The organism is Streptomyces sp. NPDC040589, assembly GCF_055594445.1.
The window spans coordinates 142,121-160,642 of sequence record NZ_JBVIWP010000006.1; the positions used below are offsets into that span (position 1 = coordinate 142,121).

Annotated in this window: 18 protein-coding genes and 1 pseudogene; 9 read left to right on the forward strand and 10 right to left on the reverse strand. The window is 70.6% G+C overall.

Annotated features, from left to right (window positions below; all coding sequences use genetic code 11):
- Positions 1 to 432 precede the first annotated feature (432 nt).
- Both ACZ58V_RS26555 and ACZ58V_RS26560 read right to left on the reverse strand, forming a co-directional pair.
- Positions 433 to 1,599, reverse strand: a complete 1,167-nt coding sequence (locus ACZ58V_RS26555) for a hypothetical protein (protein WP_471292925.1) — start codon at positions 1,597 to 1,599, stop codon at positions 433 to 435.
- The gene (locus ACZ58V_RS26560; protein ID WP_468193192.1) at positions 1,596 to 2,537 is read right to left on the reverse strand and encodes a 5-dehydro-4-deoxyglucarate dehydratase; all 942 of its coding nucleotides are present in this window, start codon (positions 2,535 to 2,537) and stop codon (positions 1,596 to 1,598) included. The genes ACZ58V_RS26555 and ACZ58V_RS26560 overlap by 4 nt, the downstream gene beginning before the upstream one ends.
- Positions 2,538 to 2,760: 223 nt before the next feature.
- Between ACZ58V_RS26560 and ACZ58V_RS26565 the strand changes: the two genes are divergently transcribed.
- The 8 genes from ACZ58V_RS26565 to ACZ58V_RS26600 all read left to right on the forward strand — a co-directional run bounded on the left by ACZ58V_RS26565 (position 2,761) and on the right by ACZ58V_RS26600 (position 10,607).
- The gene (locus ACZ58V_RS26565) at positions 2,761 to 3,570 is read left to right on the forward strand and encodes an NAD-dependent epimerase/dehydratase family protein (protein ID WP_471292930.1); all 810 of its coding nucleotides are present in this window, start codon (positions 2,761 to 2,763) and stop codon (positions 3,568 to 3,570) included.
- 311 nt (positions 3,571 to 3,881) lie between these two features.
- The gene (locus ACZ58V_RS26570; RefSeq protein ID WP_471292933.1) at positions 3,882 to 4,649 is read left to right on the forward strand and encodes a DeoR/GlpR family DNA-binding transcription regulator; all 768 of its coding nucleotides are present in this window, start codon (positions 3,882 to 3,884) and stop codon (positions 4,647 to 4,649) included.
- A gap of 78 nt (positions 4,650 to 4,727) precedes the next feature.
- Positions 4,728 to 6,101: an ABC transporter substrate-binding protein gene (locus tag ACZ58V_RS26575; RefSeq protein ID WP_471292935.1), complete on the forward strand. Its 1,374-nt coding sequence runs from the start codon at positions 4,728 to 4,730 to the stop codon at positions 6,099 to 6,101.
- On the forward strand, positions 6,098 to 7,039 hold the full coding sequence (locus tag ACZ58V_RS26580) for a carbohydrate ABC transporter permease (protein WP_468193198.1): 942 nt from the start codon (positions 6,098 to 6,100) through the stop codon (positions 7,037 to 7,039). The genes ACZ58V_RS26575 and ACZ58V_RS26580 overlap by 4 nt, the downstream gene beginning before the upstream one ends.
- On the forward strand, positions 7,036 to 7,860 hold the full coding sequence (locus ACZ58V_RS26585) for a carbohydrate ABC transporter permease (protein ID WP_468193200.1): 825 nt from the start codon (positions 7,036 to 7,038) through the stop codon (positions 7,858 to 7,860). Before ACZ58V_RS26580 ends, ACZ58V_RS26585 begins: the two co-directional genes overlap by 4 nt.
- A complete protein-coding gene (locus tag ACZ58V_RS26590) occupies positions 7,857 to 8,846 on the forward strand; it encodes a zinc-dependent alcohol dehydrogenase family protein (RefSeq protein WP_471292938.1) in 990 nt (329 codons plus the stop codon). Before ACZ58V_RS26585 ends, ACZ58V_RS26590 begins: the two co-directional genes overlap by 4 nt.
- Positions 8,847 to 9,115: 269 nt before the next feature.
- Complete coding sequence (locus ACZ58V_RS26595) at positions 9,116 to 9,337, forward strand: hypothetical protein (protein WP_471292941.1); 222 nt, start codon at positions 9,116 to 9,118, stop codon at positions 9,335 to 9,337.
- A 64-nt stretch (positions 9,338 to 9,401) separates the two neighbouring features.
- On the forward strand, positions 9,402 to 10,607 hold the full coding sequence (locus ACZ58V_RS26600; protein ID WP_468193634.1) for a TerD family protein: 1,206 nt from the start codon (positions 9,402 to 9,404) through the stop codon (positions 10,605 to 10,607).
- Positions 10,608 to 10,730: 123 nt separating this feature from the next.
- Here the strand turns inward: ACZ58V_RS26600 and ACZ58V_RS26605 are convergent, their stop codons facing one another.
- A complete protein-coding gene (locus ACZ58V_RS26605) occupies positions 10,731 to 11,306 on the reverse strand; it encodes a TetR/AcrR family transcriptional regulator (RefSeq protein WP_471292944.1) in 576 nt (191 codons plus the stop codon).
- Between the two features lie 50 nt (positions 11,307 to 11,356).
- On the opposite strand from ACZ58V_RS26605, the pseudogene ACZ58V_RS26610 reads away from it, so the two are divergent.
- Positions 11,357 to 11,629: pseudogene (locus ACZ58V_RS26610) on the forward strand (transposase); the annotation flags it as partial.
- 86 nt (positions 11,630 to 11,715) lie between these two features.
- Here ACZ58V_RS26610 and ACZ58V_RS26615 read toward each other — a convergent pair.
- The 7 genes from ACZ58V_RS26615 to ACZ58V_RS26645 all read right to left on the reverse strand — a co-directional run bounded on the left by ACZ58V_RS26615 (position 11,716) and on the right by ACZ58V_RS26645 (position 18,493).
- Positions 11,716 to 12,588 carry a carbohydrate ABC transporter permease gene (locus ACZ58V_RS26615; protein ID WP_468193207.1) on the reverse strand — a complete coding sequence of 291 codons (873 nt, stop codon included), beginning with the start codon at positions 12,586 to 12,588 and terminating at the stop codon, positions 11,716 to 11,718.
- Entirely contained in the window at positions 12,578 to 13,597 is a 1,020-nt protein-coding gene (locus ACZ58V_RS26620) for a carbohydrate ABC transporter permease (RefSeq protein ID WP_471292946.1), read from the reverse strand. Before ACZ58V_RS26620 ends, ACZ58V_RS26615 begins: the two co-directional genes overlap by 11 nt.
- A 1-nt stretch (position 13,598) precedes the next feature.
- Positions 13,599 to 14,891, reverse strand: coding sequence for an ABC transporter substrate-binding protein (locus tag ACZ58V_RS26625; protein WP_471292949.1), 1,293 nt, complete (start codon positions 14,889 to 14,891; stop codon positions 13,599 to 13,601).
- A 299-nt stretch (positions 14,892 to 15,190) separates the two neighbouring features.
- Positions 15,191 to 16,228: a LacI family DNA-binding transcriptional regulator gene (locus ACZ58V_RS26630; protein ID WP_468193212.1), complete on the reverse strand. Its 1,038-nt coding sequence runs from the start codon at positions 16,226 to 16,228 to the stop codon at positions 15,191 to 15,193.
- 57 nt (positions 16,229 to 16,285) lie between these two features.
- Complete coding sequence (locus ACZ58V_RS26635; protein ID WP_471292952.1) at positions 16,286 to 16,690, reverse strand: VOC family protein; 405 nt, start codon at positions 16,688 to 16,690, stop codon at positions 16,286 to 16,288.
- Positions 16,691 to 16,807: 117 nt separating this feature from the next.
- The gene (locus ACZ58V_RS26640; RefSeq protein WP_471292955.1) at positions 16,808 to 17,824 is read right to left on the reverse strand and encodes a 1-aminocyclopropane-1-carboxylate deaminase; all 1,017 of its coding nucleotides are present in this window, start codon (positions 17,822 to 17,824) and stop codon (positions 16,808 to 16,810) included.
- A 27-nt stretch (positions 17,825 to 17,851) separates the two neighbouring features.
- Positions 17,852 to 18,493: a GntR family transcriptional regulator gene (locus ACZ58V_RS26645; protein WP_468193216.1), complete on the reverse strand. Its 642-nt coding sequence runs from the start codon at positions 18,491 to 18,493 to the stop codon at positions 17,852 to 17,854.
- Positions 18,494 to 18,522 lie beyond the last annotated feature (29 nt).

The window sequence follows — 18,522 nt, forward strand, 5'->3', positions numbered from 1 at the left end:
TCGCCGTCGACCCTGGGCGCAGCCCTCCTGACGACAGCGGCCCCGCTCTTCCAACGCCCCGCGCGCCCAAGGTCGCCATCGGACACCAACCCGACGTGACGAAGCCACAGCTCGGCGGCACCCAGCCACCGAGGCACCCCTGGCCAAGCCAGCGCACCACCGGCCGTCGCCGTCGACCCTGGGCGCAGCCCTCCTGACGACAGCGGCCCCGCTCTTCCAACGCCCCGCGCGCCCAAGGTCGCCATCGGACACCAACCCGACATGACGAAGCCACAGCTCGGCGGCACCCAGCCACCGAGGCACCCCTGGCCAAGCCAGCGCACCACCGGCCGACGCCGTCGACCCTGGGCACAGCCCTCCTGGCGCCCGCCGACCCCGCCTGGCAGAGCCACAGTTCGATGGCACCGAGCCGCCGGGGCAACCCCCGCCGCGTCAGCGACCCGCGAGAACGGAGCGAACCGCCTCCAGGTCCCCGTCCGACGCCAACCCGGCGTGATACAGCCGCAGTTCCGTGGCGCCGAGTCGTTGGGCCTCTGCCGCGTCGGTGGCGAGGGTGTCAGGGCCGCCGCCCATGCCCGAGACGACGGGGAAGTTCGCGGCGATGACCGCGCCCTCCTTGCCCTGGCCAGCGAACGGCGTCAGGGTGCCGGCGCCTCCCGCGCAGGGCACGACCACGCCGTCCGCGACGGAGAGGATGTGCGCCGGGTCGACGCCGGGGTTGGCGCCGACGTGGTAGGACACCGGGTCCGCGTGCAGCAGCACCTGGAAGCCGTCGGGGGCGGCGGCGCGGACCGCCGCGACGGCCTCCTCCTGGAGCGTGCGGGCGGTGTCGTCGCGCCACGCGCGCGTGGTGTGCCCGAGGGTCTCGCCGAGGAGCTTCTCGATGCCCGTCCAGCCCCCGTCGGAGGGCGTCGCCCCCTGCCAGACCGGCTCCAGCGCGGTCCGCACGGCGGCGGCCAGCTCGTCACCGTCCAGGCCGTGCCGGCCGTAGCCCTCCCGGCAGGACGGGCAGAAGCAGAGGGCCATCAGGTACTCCCCGGCGTCCCCGAGGCCGACGCCGCCGGTCTTGTCGTGGGCGTGCAGATGCTGCAGGCCGTACCAGCCGAGGGACTCCAGCTCGGTGCCCCGCGCCCCGGGCCGTACGGCCGCCTCGGCCGCCAGGTCGGTCAGGTACGCGCGCGTGGCGGGCTGGGCGATGCACGGCGCCCAGGGGTAGCGGTCACCGTAGGCGTTGACGACCGAGGTGTCCGGGTGCTCGGCGCCGAGGCGGGAGTTATGGGCGAGGACGACCCAGGTGTGCACCTCGAGGCCGGCGTCCGTGAGGGCGGCGGCGGCCTCCCCGAAGGCGTCACCGGGGGCCCAGGCGCCGGCCGCGTAGGGGCGCAGCTCCCGCCCCGCCCAGCGGTCGTCCGCCGGGTAGAGCACGGAGGCGTGCTCGGCGGTGACGATGCGGTGGCGCGGGTGGCGGGGCGTGAGGGCGCGGGTGGAGTGGTAGGCGGCGGCGAGCGTCACCTGCTCCACGCCGAGGCGAGCGATCCGCGCGGGCGCCTCCGGGTCCCCGTTGACGTCCCAGGGGTAGACGAATGCCGACGCCTTCACTTGGCCTCCTCCAACAGCGCGTAGCCGCGTTCGATCAGTTCGGCGAGCTGCTTGACATGATCCTCGGTCGGCTCGTGCAACGGGGGCCGTACCTCGCCCACGTCCAGTCCGCGCAGCCGTACACCGGCCTTGACGAGGGCGACGGCATAGCCGCGGCCCTGGGCGCGCAGTTCGACGAACGGGCGGAAGAAGCCGTCCAGCAGCTTCTCCACGGTCCGCTCGTCGCCGTTCCCGAGGGCCCGGTGGAAGGCGAGGGCCAGCTCGGGCGCGAAGCAGAACACGGCGGAGGAGTAGAGCGTGACGCCGAGGGCGCGATAGGCGAGCTGGGTCTGCTCGGCGGTCGGCAGACCGTTGAAGTACAGGAAGTCGCCCGGGACCTCCATGCGCACCGCACTGATGACGCGCTGCATGAGGTCGAGGTCGCCGAGCCCGTCCTTGAGGCCGATGATCCCGTCCGTGCGGGCCAGTTCGACGACGGTCTCCGGCGTGAAGACAGCGTTGTCGCGCTGGTAGACGATGACGGGCAGGGAGGTCGCGGCGGCCACCTCCCGGTAGTGCCGCAGCAGCCCCTCCTGCCCGGCGACGACGAGGTAGGGCGGCATGGCGAGCAGCCCGTCCGCCCCGGCGGCCTCGGCGAGGCGGGCGTAGCGCACGGCGAGCGCGGTGCCGTACCCGGCGCCCGCGACGACCGGCACGCGCCCCTCGGTCGCCTCGACGGCCGCCCGGACGCACCGCTCGAACTCCTCGGGTGTGAGCGCGTGGAACTCACCGGTGCCGCAGCAGGCGAACACGGCGGCGGCTCCGGCCTCGACCCCGCGGCGCACATGCGTGCGGTAGGCGTCGAGGTCCACGGAGCCGTCGGGGCCGTACGCGGTGACCGGGAAGAACAGCGGTCCGCTGGGGATGGTGAGCCGAGCGGCGAGAGGGGCTGACGTCACGAGCTCTCCCGGTTCCATATTCATGATTGGCGTCTATATTTCTGAACACCTCCACGCTAAGGCGCCCCCTACGTGCCGGTCAAGCGCACGAACCCGCGACGCACCAGCGGATTCGCCGCTCCCGCGACATACTTGACGGGCTCCACCCCAGCTCCTTAGCGTGTCCACGCATATGAATGCCGTGCGCCCATGTACACGGCGGCCCATTCAAGGAGACCCGAGGATGCCCGCTCCCCGCACCGTTCTGCTCACCGGCGCCGCCGGCGGCCTCGGCACCCTGATGCGGGACCTGCTCCCGGCCTATGGCTACGAGCTGCGCCTGCTCGACCTGCGCCCGATCGAGGACGCGCCGGACGCGATCGTCGCCGACCTCGGCGACAAGGACGCCGTGCGCGAGGCGGTCCGCGGCGTCGACGCGATCATCCACCTCGCGGGCATCTCCCTGGAAGCCCCCTTCGAGAAGATCCTCAAGGCGAACATCGAGGGCACCTACCACCTGTACGAGGCCGCCCGCGAGGAGGGCGTCGGCCGGATCGTCTTCGCCTCCTCCAACCACGCCGTCGGCTACACCCCGCGCCCTCGAGGCGACGACCCGCTCATCCCCATCGACACCCCGCACCGCCCGGACACCTTCTACGGCCTGTCCAAGTCCTTCGGCGAGGACCTCGCGCAGTTCTACTGGGACAAGCACGGGATCGAGACGGTCTCGGTGCGCATCGGCTCCTGCTTCGCCGAGCCGACCAGCGTGCGCATGCTGTCGGTGTGGATGAGCCCGGCCGACGGCGCCCGCCTCCTCCACGCGAGCCTGACCGCCGGGAACGTCGGCCACACCGTCGTCTACGGCTCCTCCGCCAACACCCGGCTGTGGTGGGACCTCAGCACGGCGCGGGCGCTCGGCTACGACCCCCAGGACGACTCCGAGCCGTTCGCCGAGAAGCTGATCGCCGAGCAGGGCGAGCTGCGGGACGGCAACGAGGCGCACGCCTACCTCGGCGGCCAGTTCGTGACGGACCCGCCGATCTGGCCGTACTGACCTGAAGACAGCGCCTCCGGCGACGGGGCGGGCAGAGAACGGACCCGCCCGCTCGGGCATTCGGGCACGGCCCGGACGCGGTCGGGCAGCGCCCCCAGGGGCGCGGGGAACCGCGCGACCAGCCACAACGCACCCGCGGACGGCCACGGCACCCCCGCGGCACGCCGCGCATGCCCGGGACCGAACGGGCACACACGGGCAGGATCGCGCCCGCAACAGACCTGGCCACCGTCGAACACCCGCTGTAGAACTTCCCCCAAGGCCCGACCGAGGGCCCGAGCGGGCAGCACAGCAGGAGGCGGGTGACGGCCATGAACAGAACCGCGGAAGAACGTCAGCGCGAGATCGTGCTCGTCGCACGCCGTGACGGCGCTGTCGACGTCACCACCCTCGCCACCGAGCTGGGCGTGGCCAAGGAGACCGTGCGCCGGGATCTGCGCGTCCTGGAGGATCACGGCCTGCTCCGCCGCACCCATGGCGGCGCCTACCCGGTGGAGAGCGCCGGCTTCGAGACGACGCTCGCCTTCCGGGCCACCAGCCACGTCCCCGAGAAGCGCCGGATCGCGGCCGCCGCGGCCGAGCTGCTCGGGGACGCCGAGACCGTCTTCGTCGACGAGGGCTTCACCCCGCAGCTCATCGCCGAGGCACTCCCCAGGGACCGGCCGCTGACCGTGGTCACCGCGTCCCTGCCGGTCGCGGGCGCGCTCGCCGAGACCGACACCGTCTCCGTCCTGCTGCTCGGCGGCCGGGTCCGCTCCGGCACCCTCGCCACCGTCGACCACTGGACGACGAAGATGCTGGCCGGCTTCGTCGTCGACCTGGCGTTCATCGGCGCCAACGGCATCTCCCGCGAACACGGCCTCACCACCCCCGACCCGGCCGTCAGCGAGGTCAAGACACAGGCGATCCGGGCCGCCCGCCGCACGGTCTTCGCGGGCGTGCACACCAAGTTCGGAGCGGTCAGCTTCTGCCGGTTCGCCGAGGTCGGCACGCTGGAGACGATCGTGACGAGCACGCTGCTGCCGACGGCCGAAGCCCACCGCTACTCACTGCTCGGACCCCAGGTCATCCGGGTCTGACACCACACCGACGTCCCCCATCGGGCGCAGCCATGCCCTGAACTACCCCTTATCTCCCCATACATCCAGGAGCGATCCATGCGAACCCAGAGCCGACGACGGCCAACGCGAGCCACGCTCGCCGCGGCCGCCGCAGGGACGCTGCTCGCCCCGCTGCTCTCCGGCTGCTGGGTCGGCGCGGGCGGGGCCGGATCCGGCGGCGACGCCATCAACGTCCTCATGGTCAACAACCCCCAGATGGTCGAGCTGCAGAAGCTCACCCGCGCCCACTTCACCCAAGAGACCGGCATCAAAGTCAACTTCACGGTCCTGCCCGAGAACGATGTCCGCGACAAGATCAGCCAGGACTTCGCCAACCAGGCCGGCCAGTACGACGTCGCCACCCTGTCCAACTACGAGATACCGATCTACGCCCGCAACGGCTGGCTGCACGAGATGAACGGCTATGTGGCCAAGGACCCGGCCTACGACGAGCGGGACGTCCTGAAGCCGATGCGCCAGTCCCTCACCGCACAGGACGGCAAGCTCTACGGCCAGCCCTTCTACGGCGAGTCGTCGTTCCTGATGTACCGCAAGGACGTGTTCGAGAAGCAGGGCCTGACGATGCCCGCCCACCCCACCTGGCAGCAGGTGGCGGACCTCGCGGCGAAGGCCGACGGCACCGAACCGGGCATGAAGGGCATCTGCCTGCGCGGCCTGCCCGGCTGGGGCGAGGTCATGGCGCCGCTGACGACGGTCGTCAACACCTTCGGCGGCACCTGGTTCGACAAGAACTGGAAGGCGCGGCTCGACTCACCCGCCTTCGAGAAGGCGACGAAGTTCTATGTCGACCTGGTCCGCGAGCACGGCGAGTCCGGCGCCGCCCAGTCCGGCTTCGCCGAGTGCCTGAACAACATGACCCAGGGCAAGGTCGCCATGTGGTACGACGCCACCTCCGCGGCCGGATCCCTGGAGGCGGCGAACTCCCCGGTCAAGGGCAAGGTCGGCTACGCCCCCGCCCCCGTCGAGAAGACGAAGTCGTCCGGCTGGCTCTACACCTGGGCCTGGGGCATCCAGAAGTCCTCCCGCAACCCCGACAACGCCTGGAAGTTCGTCTCCTGGGCGTCCGGCAAGGGCTACGAGGAACTGGTCGGCGACAAGGCCGGCTGGTCGAACGTCCCGGCCGGCAAGCGGGCGTCGACGTACGCCAACGCCGACTACCGCAAGGAGGCCGCCGCCTTCCAGGAGATGACCAAGGAGGCCATCGAGGGGGCCCGGCCCGACGATCCCGGCGTGCAGCCGCGGCCCGCGCCCGGCATCCAGTTCGTCGGCATCCCCGAGTTCACCGACCTCGGCACCAAGGTCTCCCAGGAGATCAGCGCGGCCATCGCCGGACGCCAGTCCGTCGAATCGGCCCTGAGGAAGTCCCAGCAGCTCGCCGAGAAGATCTCCGAGGAGTACGAGGGACGATGACCGCCACGACAACGGCCCCCGTGGCCTCCCCCGAGCTCCGCACCCCGGCCCGCAGGCCCTCCGCCCGGCTGCGCGCCTGGGCCACCCGGGCCCCGCTGCTCCCCGCCCTGATCTTCATGGTCGTCGTCACCCAGCTGCCCTTCGTGGCCACGCTGGTGATCTCCTTCTTCGACTGGAACGCCCTCTATCCCGACGCCCGGCACTTCACGGGCCTCGACAACTACCAGGAGGTCCTCACCGACGCGGACCTGCGCCACTCGGTGTGGACGACCGTGCTCCTGACGGTGGCCGTGGTCCTGGCCAGCCTGGTGCTGGGACTCGTCCTCGCCCTGCTGCTGGACCGGAGGTTCCGGGGCCGGGGCATCGTCCGCACCCTGCTGATCGCACCGTTCCTGGTGGTCCCGGTCGCTGCGGCCCTGCTCTGGAAGCATGTGCTCTACAACCCTGAATACGGCCTGCTCAATGGGTTGTTGCACTATGTGGGCGGCCCACAGCCCGACTGGATCTCCAACACCCCGCTGCTCGCGGTCGAGGCCTCCCTCGTCTGGCAGTGGACGCCGTTCATGATGCTGATCCTGCTCGCCGGACTGCAGAGCCGGGACCACGAGCAGGTCGAGGCGGCCCGGGTCGACGGCGCGAGCGACTGGCAGATCTTCGTCCATCTGACACTCCCGCACCTGCGCCGCTACCTCGAACTGGGCGCCCTGCTGGGCTCGATCTACATCGTCCAGAACTTCGACGCGGTCTTCACGATCACGTCCGGCGGCCTGGGCACCGCCAACCTCCCCTACACCGTCTACCAGAGCTTCTACCAGGCCCACGAGAACGGCCTCGCCTCGGCCGCGGGCGTCCTGGTCGTCATCGGCTCGATCGTCATCGCGACCTTCGCCCTGCGCGTGGTGTCGTCCCTGTTCCGCGAGGAGGTGTCCCGCGCATGAACGTCGTACGCCGCAACAGCATGGGCCTCATGGCCTGGCTGGCCGGGATCGTGTTCTTCCTGCCCATCGCCTGGATGGCCCTGACGTCCCTGCACTCGGAAGCCGACGCGGCGACCAACCCGCCCTCCTTCGCGGCCTCCCTGACCCTGGACGGCTACCGCGAGTTCTTCGGCGCGGGCGGCGGCGCGAGCCCCTGGCCGGCGCTGATCAACTCGACGGTCGCGTCACTGGCCTCGACCCTGCTGGTGCTGCTGCTGGCCTTCCCGGCGGCGTACGCGTTGTCGATCAACCGCGTCCGCAAGTGGACGGACGTCCTGTTCTTCTTCCTCTCCACGAAGATGCTGCCGGTGGTCGCGGGCCTGCTGCCGATCTACCTGTTCGCGAAGAACGCCGGGATGCTCGACAACATCTGGCTGCTGGTCATCCTCTACACGTCCATGAACCTGCCGATCGCGGTGTGGATGATGCAGTCCTTCCTCGCCGAGATCCCGGTCGCGGTGATCGAGGCGGCGAAGGTGGACGGGGCCAGACTGCCGACGGTCCTCGCGCGCGTGGTCGCCCCGATCTCCCTCCCCGGTATCGCCGCGACGGCGTTGATCTGCTTCATCTTCAGCTGGAACGAACTGCTCTTCGCACGGGTGCTGACCGGCGTGGTCGCCGAGACCGCCCCCGTCTTCCTGACCGGCTTCATCACCAGCCAGGGCCTGTTCCTGGCGAAGGTGTGTGCCGCGTCGCTCGTCATCTCCCTGCCGGTGCTCGCCGCGGGGTTCGCCGCCCAGGACAAGCTGGTCCAGGGCCTGTCGTTGGGAGCCGTGAAATGAAGGCCGCCGTCATCGAGTCCGTGGGCAAGGCCGTCGTCGCCGAGGTCCCGGACCCGACGCCAGGGCCGCGCGAGGTCGTCGTCGAGGTGGCCGCCTGCGGCCTCTGCGGCACCGACCTCCACATCCTGCAGGGCGAGTTCGCCCCGAAGCTGCCGATCGTGCCCGGGCACGAGTTCGCGGGCCAGGTGGTCGGGGTCGGCACCCAGGTCACGGAGGTGTCGGTGGGCGACCGGGTCGCGGTCGACCCCTCGCTCTACTGCTACGAGTGCCGCTACTGCCGTACGGGCCACAACAACCTCTGCGAACGCTGGGCGGCGATCGGCGTGACGACGGCGGGCGGCGCCGCGCAGTTCGCGGTGGCCCCGGTGGCGAACTGCGTGAAGCTCCCGGAACACGTCCGTACGGAGGACGCGGCCCTCGTGGAGCCGTTGTCCTGCGCGGTACGCGGCTACGACGTGCTCCAGTCCCGCCTCGGCGCGCACGTCCTGATCTACGGCTCCGGAACGATGGGCCTGATGATGCTGGAGCTGGCCAAGCGCACGGGCGCGGCGAGCGTGGACGTCGTCGACGTGAACCTGGCCCGTCTGGAGACGGCCCGCCGCCTCGGTGTCTCCGCGTCGGCCGCGAACCCCGACGAACTGGACCGGCCGCAGGGCTGGGACCTGGTCGTCGACGCCACGGGCAACGCGGCGGCGATCCAGGACGGCCTGGACCGGGTGGCGAAGGCGGGCACGTTCCTGCAGTTCGGCGTGGCCGACTATTCGACCCGCGTGACGATCGACCCGTACCGCATCTACAACCAGGAGATCACCATCACGGGCTCGATGGCGGTGCTGCACAGCTTCGAACGGGCGGCGGAGCTGTTCGCGAACGGCGTGCTGGACCCGGAGATCTTCATCAGCGACCGCATCCCGCTGGAGCGGTACCCGCAGGCGCTGGAGCAGTTCGCGGCCGGCGTGGGCCGGAAGATCGTCGTGGTGCCGTAGGAAGGCCGGACCGGTCAAACGGCGCGTGGGATGCGACCCCCTCCGGCCGCACCCCACGCGTCCCCCGAGTCACCGCCGGTCGTGCAAGATCCTTCCGCGCCAGTCTTGTGCAGCCGAACCGCCGAAGGGAACATCCGCCTGATGCCGATCTTCGACGGATTGATAGCAAAACACCTATCAATGGACCGGGTCACAGGGCGCGGGTCGGCCGAGGCGGGCCAGGCGAAATTCGCTGGGGGCGCCTGTCTCCCGCCCCGTACCCTCCCGGCATGCCACAACCCCACGGATTCAGCTACGAGCAGCACACGGGCGGAACCGTCCGCATCACCCACCACGGCCGCCCCGCCACCACCCTGAACGGCCCCCGGGCCGAACAGTTCCTCACCGAGGTCGAGACCTCCGACCCCCAGCTCGTCATGGCCCGCTGGACCGGCAACTACAAGCGGGGCAACGAACGCACCTCGCGCGACCATCCCCGCAATCGCCGCTGACCCGATTGGCCGCAAGGTAAGGGAACGGCAAAACCGCCTCGCTCGTTCACCCGGCATGACAGCTATGACCCCCGGCTCGAACATCCCCCTGTCCGCCGCCCGCGTGACGGTGGACGTCGCCGCCCCGGTGCGGCTCGACGTATCGGGCCTGCTGCTCACCGCCGACGGCAAGGTGCGCTCCGACGACGACTTCATCTTCTACAACCAGCCGTCGGGCCCGGGCGTGACGTACCGCTCCGGCGGCGGCACCGCGCCCGACGCGATCACGGTCGACACGGCGGCCGTACCCCCCGGCATCGAGAAGATCATCGTCACCGCCAGCCCGGATGCCGCGGGCCAGACCTTCCAGGGCGTGGAGCCGACCGCCACGATCCGCAACGCGGACGACAGCTCCGTCCTGGCCTCCTTCACACCGCCGCAGCTCGGCAGCGAGACGGCCCTGGTGATCGTGGAGATCTATCTGCGCAACGGCCAGTGGAAGGCCCGCGCGGTCGGCCAGGGCTACGCCAACGGCCTCGCGGGCATCGCCACGGACTTCGGTGTGACGGTGGAGGAACCGGCCGCCGCCGCCCAGCCGGTGACCCCGCCCCCGGCCCCCATGCAGCCGCCGGTGGCCCCGCCGGCCCCGCCCGTCTCCACGCCCGCGGCGCCCCCGGCCCCCGCCACGCCTCCCCCGCCCGCGCCCGGCACCGGGAAGATCAACCTCGACAAGGGCCGCGTCAGCCTCCAGAAGAACCAGACCGTCTCCCTCGTCAAGGGCGGCCGCCCCCTGCTCTCCTCGGTCAAGATGGGCCTCGGCTGGGAGCCGGCGTACCGCGGCAAGGACATCGACCTCGACGCCTCGGTCATCGCCTACGGGCCGCAGCGCAACCACATCGACAGCTGCTACTTCGGCAAGCTCCAGATCGTGGGCGGCGCGATCAAGCACTCCGGCGACAACCTCACGGGTGAGGGCGGCGGGGACGACGAGGTGATCATGGTCGACCTCGGCCGGCTGCCGCAGGAGGTCACCGGCCTGGTCTTCACGGTCAACTCCTTCTCCGGCCAGAAGTTCACGGAGGTCGCCAAGGCCTACTGCCGCCTCCTGGACGGCACGACCGGGGAGGAACTGGTCCGCTTCGACCTCACCAGCGCCGAGCCGCAGACCGGCGTGATGATGGCCAAGCTGATCCGCCAGTTCTCGGGCGAGTGGGACATGACAGCGATGGGCGACTTCGTGAAGTCCCGCACGGTCAGGGGCATGGTCAAGCCGGCAGCCCAGGCCCTGTAAGACAACATGCTTGCTCCCCGCGCCCCTCCAGGGGCGCGGGGAACTGCGCGACAAGCCACACACTTCCCGCACCCTGCGAACCTCCCGCACCCTTACGGCGCCCGGGAAGACGACCCCACACCCTCACGCACCCCTCGGCCGCAGCCCCTCCACCAACAGCATCAGATACCGCCGCACATACGCACACTCCGCATCCGCCAGCTCCGCCGCCGCCGCGACACCGTGGACCAGCCGCAGAACATCGATCGGCTCGACATCCCCCCGCAGCGCACCCGCCTCCCGCGCCGCGCGGACCAGCCGCCCCGCCGCGCCCCTCACCGATTCGCCGCAGGCCGCCCCCACGGGGGAGCCGGTATCCGTGACGGCCGGACCCAGCAGGGCCTTGAGGCCGCGCACCGCGATCAGCCCGTCGCCGAGTTCGTACAGCCACTCCACCAGCGCCTCGCCCGGCGGAAGCCCGGCCGCGAGCTCGTCGGCCCGGGCCGCGATCGCCTCGATACGGTCGAGGTACACGGCCTCCAGCAGCGCGTGCCGGGTCGGGAAGTGCCGGTACAGCGTGCCGGAGCCGACCCCGGCCCGCTTGGCGATGTCGTCGAGCGACGCGCCTTCCCCGTGCTCGGCGAAGGCCTCCACGGCCACCTTCAGCAGCCGCTCGTAGTTACGCCGGGCATCCGCCCGCATGGGCCTTACCTGCGCCACGCAGCCACTCCTCACGAACCGGGGACACTCTCCGCACCTTACCGAGACGGAGCCTGCCCCTGCCGCCGACCGGCCGGGTGCTCGGTGTCGACTGGGGCGTGAGGGAGACCGCGACGACCACATCCGACGCGCACGACCTGCCACGCACCGGGCACGGCAGGAAGGCCCAGAAGAAGCTGACCCGCTATGACCGCATGATGGCCCGTCGCAGGCCGAAGAAGGGACAGCCCGGGTCGAAGGGATACCGCGAGGCGAAGAAGCTGCGGGCGAAGGCGTACAAGAAGATCGCCAGGCAGCGCCAGGACACCGGCCGCAAGTGGGCTGGTGCCTGATGGCGCAAGACCTCCTGGAGCGCTGCTCCAGGAGGCAGCCTGAGCCAGAAATCCCCTCCCTTCACGGAGGGGAGGATTCAAATCTTCATCGCCCCCGCCGCCAGGTCCCGCAGGAAGTGCCGCGCGCCGATGAGGAACACCAGGATCAACGGGATGACGCTCATCAAGGCACCCGCCATCACCAGGGAGTAGTCAGTGTTGTAGAGGACGTTGAGGTTCGCCAGGGCGACCTGGAGGGTGACCTTGTCCGGGTCGATCATGACGACCAGGGGCCAGATGTAGTCGTTCCACAGGCCGATGAACGTGAAGATGCCGAGGAAGGCCAGGGCCGGGCGGAACAGCGGCAGGGCGACCGTCCAGTAGAGGCGGAAGAAGCCGGCGCCGTCGATCCGCCCGGCGTCCAGCAGTTCGTCCGGCAGTGAGTTCTGGGCGTACTGGCGCATCCAGAAGATGCCGAACGCGTTCGCCGCGCTGGGGATGATCAGTGCCTTCAGCGAGCCCGCCCAGCCGAACTCGGCCATGGTGACGAACTGCGGCACCAGGGAGAGCTGCGCGGGGATCATGTACGTCACCAGCAGCATGCCGAAGAGGAACTTCTTCGCCGGGAACTCGTACTTGGCGAAGGCGAACGCGGCCAGCGAGTCGAAGAACAGCACCAGCACCGTCCCGAGCACGGCGACGACGACGGTGTTGAACAGCGAGCCGAAGAAGTCGACGGTGTCGAGCACCCGCCCCATGTTGTCCAGCAGATGCGGCCCGGGCAGCAGCTTGGGCGGGTAACGGTAGATGTCCTGCGTGGTGCCGGAGGCCAGCACCACCAGCCAGTAGAAGGGGAACAGCGAGACCAGCACACCGAACAGCAGCGTCGCCCGGACGCCGATACGGCTGAGCCTGCTGCCGGAGCCGATGGCCAGGTTCGCGCTGGAGGTCGTCCTGTCGTCAGCGGCCATTGCGGGCCCCCTTGCGGCGCAGCAGACCGGCGATGCCGGGACGGCGGTCGTCGTCCGAGCCGGAGACCAGCCGCCAGTTGATGATGGTGAAGACGGCGATGATCGCGAAGAGGACCCAGCCCATCGCGGCGCCGTAGCCGAACTGGTGCTCCTTGAAGGCCTTCTGCCACAGATAGAGCACGATGGTCATCCCTTCCTGGCCCGGACCGCCCGTGGTTCCGACGTCGGTCGACTGGAAGAGCACCTGGGACTCGGTGAAGATCTGCAGGCCGTTGATGGTGGAGGTGACGGCGGCGAACAGCACCACGGGCCGCAGCTGCGGCAGCACGACCCGGAAGAGGGTCTGCCGGCTGTTCGCGCCGTCGACGCGGGCGGCCTCGAAGTGCTCGGTGGGGATGGCCTGGAGGCCCGCCAGGAAGATCAGCGCGTTGTAGCCGACCCACCGCCAGATGATCATCAGGGAGACGGACGACTTGATGCCCCATTCCGAGGACAGCCAGCCGATCCCGTCCACCCCGATGGCCCGCAGCACCGCGTTGGCGAGGCCCGCCTGGGCGAAGACCGAGCCGAAGACGACGGTCATGGCGACCATCGAGGTCACGTTGGGGATGAAGTACGCCACCCGGTAGGCGCCCGTGAAGCGGACCTGCGAATGCAGCAGGAACGCCAGCACCAGGGCCAGGAACAGCATCGGCACCGTCGACAGGAACCAGATCTCGAAGGTGTTGAGCACCGAGTGCCAGAACACCGAGTCCTGAAGCAGCCAGCCGTACTGCTTGAACCCGACGAAGCGCATGTCTCCGATGCCGTCCCAGTCCTGGAAGGACAGATAGACGGAGAAGACGATCGGGAAGGCGCCGAAGACGGCGAACAGCACGTAGAACGGGGAGATGGCGAGCAGGGGCGGGACGTGACGCTTACGTCCGCCCGGGGTGGTGGACTTGGTACGGCGGGCAGGTGGCCGCTCGTCGGCCGCCGGCGCACCGGCCGGATCGAGAACCGTGGCCATGTCAGCTCACCCCTACCCGGGACAGCGTGGTCTCGGCCGTGTTCACGGCGTCCCGCCACGCCCGGTCGGGGTTCTTGCCGAGCATCTCCACATTGGTCAGCTCCTGGAAGAACGGGGTGTTGGCGGTCTCCTCGTAGGGGCTGAAGTAGACGACCGGGGCCTTCTGGGCGGCCGGGCCGAAGACGTCGATGGGCTGCTGACCGCCGAAGAAGGGGTCGGGCTTGTGCATCGCCGGGTCGGCGTAGGCGGCCGGAGTGGTGGGGAACAGGGCCATCTCCTGGTAGCTCTTGAGCTGGTTCGCGGGGCTGAGCAGCCACTTCAGGAAGGCGAAGGCCGCTTCCGGTTCCCGGCAGTAGCGGGTCAGGGTGACGTAGGAGCCGCCGTAGTTGCAGGGGCCGTCGGGCAGGGTGGTCAGCCGCCAGGATCCGGAGGTCTTCGGGGCGGTGTCCTTCAGGCCGTAGATGGCCCACACCGCCGTGGTCATGGTGGCGACCCTGCCGCCGCTCATGGCCGCGTTGAAGTCGGGCGTCCCGTCGGTGATCCGGGCGCTGAGCTTCTGCAGGAGGATCTCCACGGAGAGATCCCAGGCGCGGCGGACATGCTCCTGATCACCGATGAAGCGGTTGTCGGCGTCCACGAACTGCTGGGGGCTCTGGAGCAGGACCTGCTGGAAGACGTTGCCGATGTTGCTCACGAGGTAGGGCTTGCCGGGTCCCTTCGCCCGCAGGGTCCGTCCGGCGGCGATGAACTTCTCCCAGGTGGGCACCCCTTCGGCGACATCCGCCGGTTCGTAGGGCAGTCCGGCCTTCTCGAAGAGGTCCCGGCGGTAGTAGAGCGCGGTGGGACCGGCGTCCAGCGGGAAGCCGATCATCCTGCCCGTCGGGGTGAAGCAGGCCTTCCACTTCCAGTCGAGGTACTGGTCGCGGACGGACTCCGCGCCGAGCGTGCGCAGGTCGAGGAACTCGTTCTCGTCGGGGAAGAACGTGGCGAGGTTGTCGCTGTTGACGACCGTCAGGTCCGGAACGTAGGCGCGGGCGGCGAGGCTGGTGCGCACCTTGGAGTCGATGTCGCCGTCCGGGATCTGGGAGCCCTTCACCCTCAGTCCCGGCACGCCGGGCACACCGCGCCGGGCGGTGGCGAGCAGCTTGTCGCTGAGCGAGCCCTTCCAGTACCAGAGGCTGAGGTGGTCCGTGCCGGCGGAGGCCGAGCCCGCCTCGGTCCCGCATCCGGTCAGTCCGAGCAGGCCCGCTCCCGCGCCGCCGAGGGAGGCCCCCAGAAATCGTCTGCGGGACATCGTGCGGTGTTCCATGGGCGCGCACTCGCTTTCCGGGCGTACCGCGGCCGGGGGACAGCGCTGCCGCGGGCCCGTTCTCACGGGGATGGGGGGAAGCTTCCGGGATGAGGAAGAGCGAAGACAACGATGTCGGCGGGCGCGTGGTGGTCGGGCCGACTATCTCGCGATGGGAGATTCTGAGGGTTCGTGAACGTTCACGTGAGCGTTGCCGTTGAGTATCGGGGCGCCCGAAAACCGGTGTCAAGGGAACTGCGGGGCAGATCTGCCGACGGGCCCGACGGCCCGGGGAGTCAGGCGAGTCAGGCGGACTCGCGCACGACCAGTTCGGGCGTCACCCACGCGTCCGCGCCCCGCAACGGCTCCTCGCCGGCGCACAGCCGGGCCATCTGCTCGACGGCCAGCCGTCCCAGCTGTCGCTTGTCGATGTGCAGGGTGGTCAGGGCGGGGTCCACCAGCTCGCCCAGGGAGAGGCCGTCGAAGCCCAGCACGGCCAGATCGTCCGGCACCCTGCGGCCACGGCGGCGGGCGGTACGCATCGCCCCGACCGCGATCAGGTCGTTGAACCCGAAGACCGCGGTGATCTCGGGCCGCGCGTCCAGCAGCCGCTCCATGCCGGCCTCGCCCCCCGCCACGCTGTGCTCGGTGCACAGCACGATCCAGCTGTCGTCGACGGGCAGACCGTGCCGCCGGACCTGCTCGAGGAAGGCCTGCTTGCGGGCACCGGGTCCGCGCTCGCCGTCCAGCATGCCGATCCGGCGGTGCCCGGCCTCGACCAGGTGGGCGATGCCCTGCTCGACACCGGCGGAGGCGTCGATACCGACAGCCGCGAACCGGGTCTGCTGCGGGCCGCGCTCCAGCAGCACCAGGGGCACGCCCCCGAGGTGCCGGGTGAGCACCTCGTCCGAATCCTTGAAGTAGCCCACGACCGCGTCCGCCTGGTGCGAGAGCACGTCGAGCGCCTGCCGCTCCCTGGCCTCGTCGATACGGGAGTCCCATACGACGACCTGCCAGCCGCGCTGCTCGGCCGCCTCCAGCACTCCGGCGGCCACCTCGGGGAAGAACGGATTCCGCAGGTCCGGGATGACCAGGCCCGCCGTCACCGCCCCCTTCTGGACGAGCCCGCGCGCGAACCGGCTGGGCCGGTAGTCCAGGAGCCGCGCCGCTTCCAGCACCCGTTCCTTGGTGCCCGGGTCGATCTCACCCTTGTCGTTGACCGCCCGGGAGACCGTCTGGCGTGACACCCCGGCCAGCCGTGCGACATCGTGGATCGTGGCCCGGCGCCGGGCACCATCGGGCCGGTCCGTGCCCGGCTCCCCCCGCTGATTGTCCGTCCGCACGCAGAGCACTGTATCCGGCGCCGGATCCGGCCCGGCAGGGGAAGCGGGGCGGGCCGCTCAGTCGTCGAGCTCCGTGAACAGGGTCAGCTGGAGGGCGCCGGGGGCTTCCAGCCGGGAGTTCAGGGAGTTCCAGGGGGTGCGCGTCGGCTCGGCGACGACCTCGGCCCCGGCGGCGGCCAGCTTCGCCGTGACGGCGACGGAGTCGTCCACCTGGAAGGCGACCCGGACATGTCCCGCCACCCGCCGCCCCACCTCGACCTCGTCGATGAAGGCCGCGTGATTCGGATCGGTCAGCTCCAGCGTGGCCCGCCCGGCATCAAGAATCGTGACCCGCCCGCCCTCCGAGGCGAAGGCCCCCTTCTCGGCCAGACCGAGCACGTCCCGGTAGAAGTGCAGCGCGGCGTCGTAGTCGTCGGCGGTCACGACGAGTCGGAGCTCTCGAACGGCTGATTCCTCGGGCATGGGGCTCTTCCGTGATCTCGGGTATCCGCAGACAACAGGGGCCCCGGCGGGTTGATTCCCACGCACGCGCGCGACCCCGCCGAGAGGCCGGGCACCACCCCCAGCCCGAGCCGCCCCTCAGAACAACGCGCTGTACGCGTTCAACGCCGGCTGTCCGCCCAGGTGGGCGTAGAGGACCGTGGAGTCGCGGCCGATCTCCCCGTTGGAGACCAGGTCGATCATTCCGGCCATGGACTTCCCCTCGTACACGGGGTCGGTGACCATGCCCTCCGTCCGGGCGGCGAGCCGCATCGCCGCCAGGGTGGACTCGTCAGGGATGCCGTAGATGCCCGCGTGATACCGCTCGTCGAGTTCGATGCCGGACTCGGTCAGCTCGCGTTTGAGGCCGATGAGCTGCCCGGTGTTCTGGGCGATCCGGGCGATCTGCGTGCGGGTGGCGGCCGGCTTGGCGGAGGCGTCGATGCCGAGCACGCGCCGGGGCCGCCCGCCCGCCTCCTCCAGCGCGGCGAACCCGGCGACCATGCCGGCCTGCGTCGACCCGGTCACCGAGCACACGACGACGGTGTCGAAGAAGACGCCCAGCTCCCGCTCCTGCTGGACCACTTCATGCGCCCAGGCGGCGAAGCCGAGGCCGCCGAGCGGATGGTCGGAGGCACCGGCCGGGATGGCGTACGGCTTCCCGCCCCCCTCCTCGACCTCCCGGAGCGCCTGCTCCCAGCTCTCCTTGAACCCGATCCCGAACCCGGCCTTCACCAGCCGCACATCGGCCCCGGCGAGCCGGCTGATCAGGATGTTGCCGACCTTGTCGTACACGGCGTCGGGCCAGTCCACCCAACTCTCCTGCACGAGCACGCACTTGAGCCCGGCCCGGGCGGCGACGGCCGCGACCTGGCGGGTGTGGTTGGACTGCACCCCGCCGATCGAGACGAGCGTGTCACAGCCCTGGGCGAGCGCGTCGGCGACCAGGTACTCCAGCTTGCGGGTCTTGTTCCCGCCGTACGCGACACCGGAGTTGCAGTCCTCGCGCTTGGCCCAGAGGGAGGCGCCGCCGAGGTGCTCGGTCAGCCGCACCAGGCGGTGGACGGGCGAGGGCCCGAAGAGCAGGGGGTAACGCTCGTACGAGGAAAGGGGCATGGGTCCTCCCGGGATCGGGGGTCGGTCTCAGTCGGCGAGTTCTTCGAGCCCCCGCCAGATCTCCGCCGTGACGCGGACCGCCTCGGCCACGTCACCGGCCGCACAGGCCTCGATCAGCCGCTCGTGCAGCCCGGCCGAACGGCAGCTGCCGCCCTGGCCGAAGCGCCGTCGCTCCAGGCGGCGGATGAGCGGGGTGTAGCGGGCGGCGGTCGCGGCGGCCGCGCGGTTGCCGCTCACCCGGACGAGGACCTCGTGCAGCGCGTCGTCGGCACGCAGAGCCGCGTCCACGTCTCCGCTGCCGACGGCGGCGGAGAACCGCTCGTTGGCGGCACGCATCGCCTCGATGTCCGCGGCCTGCAGCCGGGGCACGGCGACCCGCGTCACCAGCTCGTGCATGGCGCCGACCACGGCGGCGGCGTCCCGCACGTCGGAGGCCACGAGCGGAGTCACCCGGGTGTAGCTCTGCGGCTTGCTCTCCAGCAGTCCCTCGTCCACCAGCCGGGAGAACGCCTCCCGCACCGGCGCCCGGGACAGCCCGAGCCGCTCGGCGAGCTCGGCGTCCCGCACCACCGCACCGGGTTCGATCTCCCCGGCCACGATGGCGTCCCGGATCGCCGCGTACGCCCGGTCCCTGAGCAGGGTCCGGGGCACGGGTCGGATGGCCTCCATGAACTGAAATGTTAGATGTCAGCTACCCC

Coding starts and splice junctions, on each gene's coding strand:
- ACZ58V_RS26565 (WP_471292930.1), top strand. CDS start 2,761: ATGCCCGCTCCCCGCACCGTTCTGCTCACCGGCGCCGCCGGCGGCCTC.
- ACZ58V_RS26570 (WP_471292933.1), top strand. CDS start 3,882: ATGAACAGAACCGCGGAAGAACGTCAGCGCGAGATCGTGCTCGTCGCA.
- ACZ58V_RS26575 (WP_471292935.1), top strand. CDS start 4,728: ATGCGAACCCAGAGCCGACGACGGCCAACGCGAGCCACGCTCGCCGCG.
- ACZ58V_RS26580 (WP_468193198.1), top strand. CDS start 6,098: ATGACCGCCACGACAACGGCCCCCGTGGCCTCCCCCGAGCTCCGCACC.
- ACZ58V_RS26585 (WP_468193200.1), top strand. CDS start 7,036: ATGAACGTCGTACGCCGCAACAGCATGGGCCTCATGGCCTGGCTGGCC.
- ACZ58V_RS26590 (WP_471292938.1), top strand. CDS start 7,857: ATGAAGGCCGCCGTCATCGAGTCCGTGGGCAAGGCCGTCGTCGCCGAG.
- ACZ58V_RS26595 (WP_471292941.1), top strand. CDS start 9,116: ATGCCACAACCCCACGGATTCAGCTACGAGCAGCACACGGGCGGAACC.
- ACZ58V_RS26600 (WP_468193634.1), top strand. CDS start 9,402: ATGACCCCCGGCTCGAACATCCCCCTGTCCGCCGCCCGCGTGACGGTG.
- ACZ58V_RS26615 (WP_468193207.1), bottom strand. CDS start 12,588: ATGGCCGCTGACGACAGGACGACCTCCAGCGCGAACCTGGCCATCGGC.
- ACZ58V_RS26620 (WP_471292946.1), bottom strand. CDS start 13,597: ATGGCCACGGTTCTCGATCCGGCCGGTGCGCCGGCGGCCGACGAGCGG.
- ACZ58V_RS26625 (WP_471292949.1), bottom strand. CDS start 14,891: ATGTCCCGCAGACGATTTCTGGGGGCCTCCCTCGGCGGCGCGGGAGCG.
- ACZ58V_RS26635 (WP_471292952.1), bottom strand. CDS start 16,690: ATGCCCGAGGAATCAGCCGTTCGAGAGCTCCGACTCGTCGTGACCGCC.
- ACZ58V_RS26640 (WP_471292955.1), bottom strand. CDS start 17,824: ATGCCCCTTTCCTCGTACGAGCGTTACCCCCTGCTCTTCGGGCCCTCG.
- ACZ58V_RS26645 (WP_468193216.1), bottom strand. CDS start 18,493: ATGGAGGCCATCCGACCCGTGCCCCGGACCCTGCTCAGGGACCGGGCG.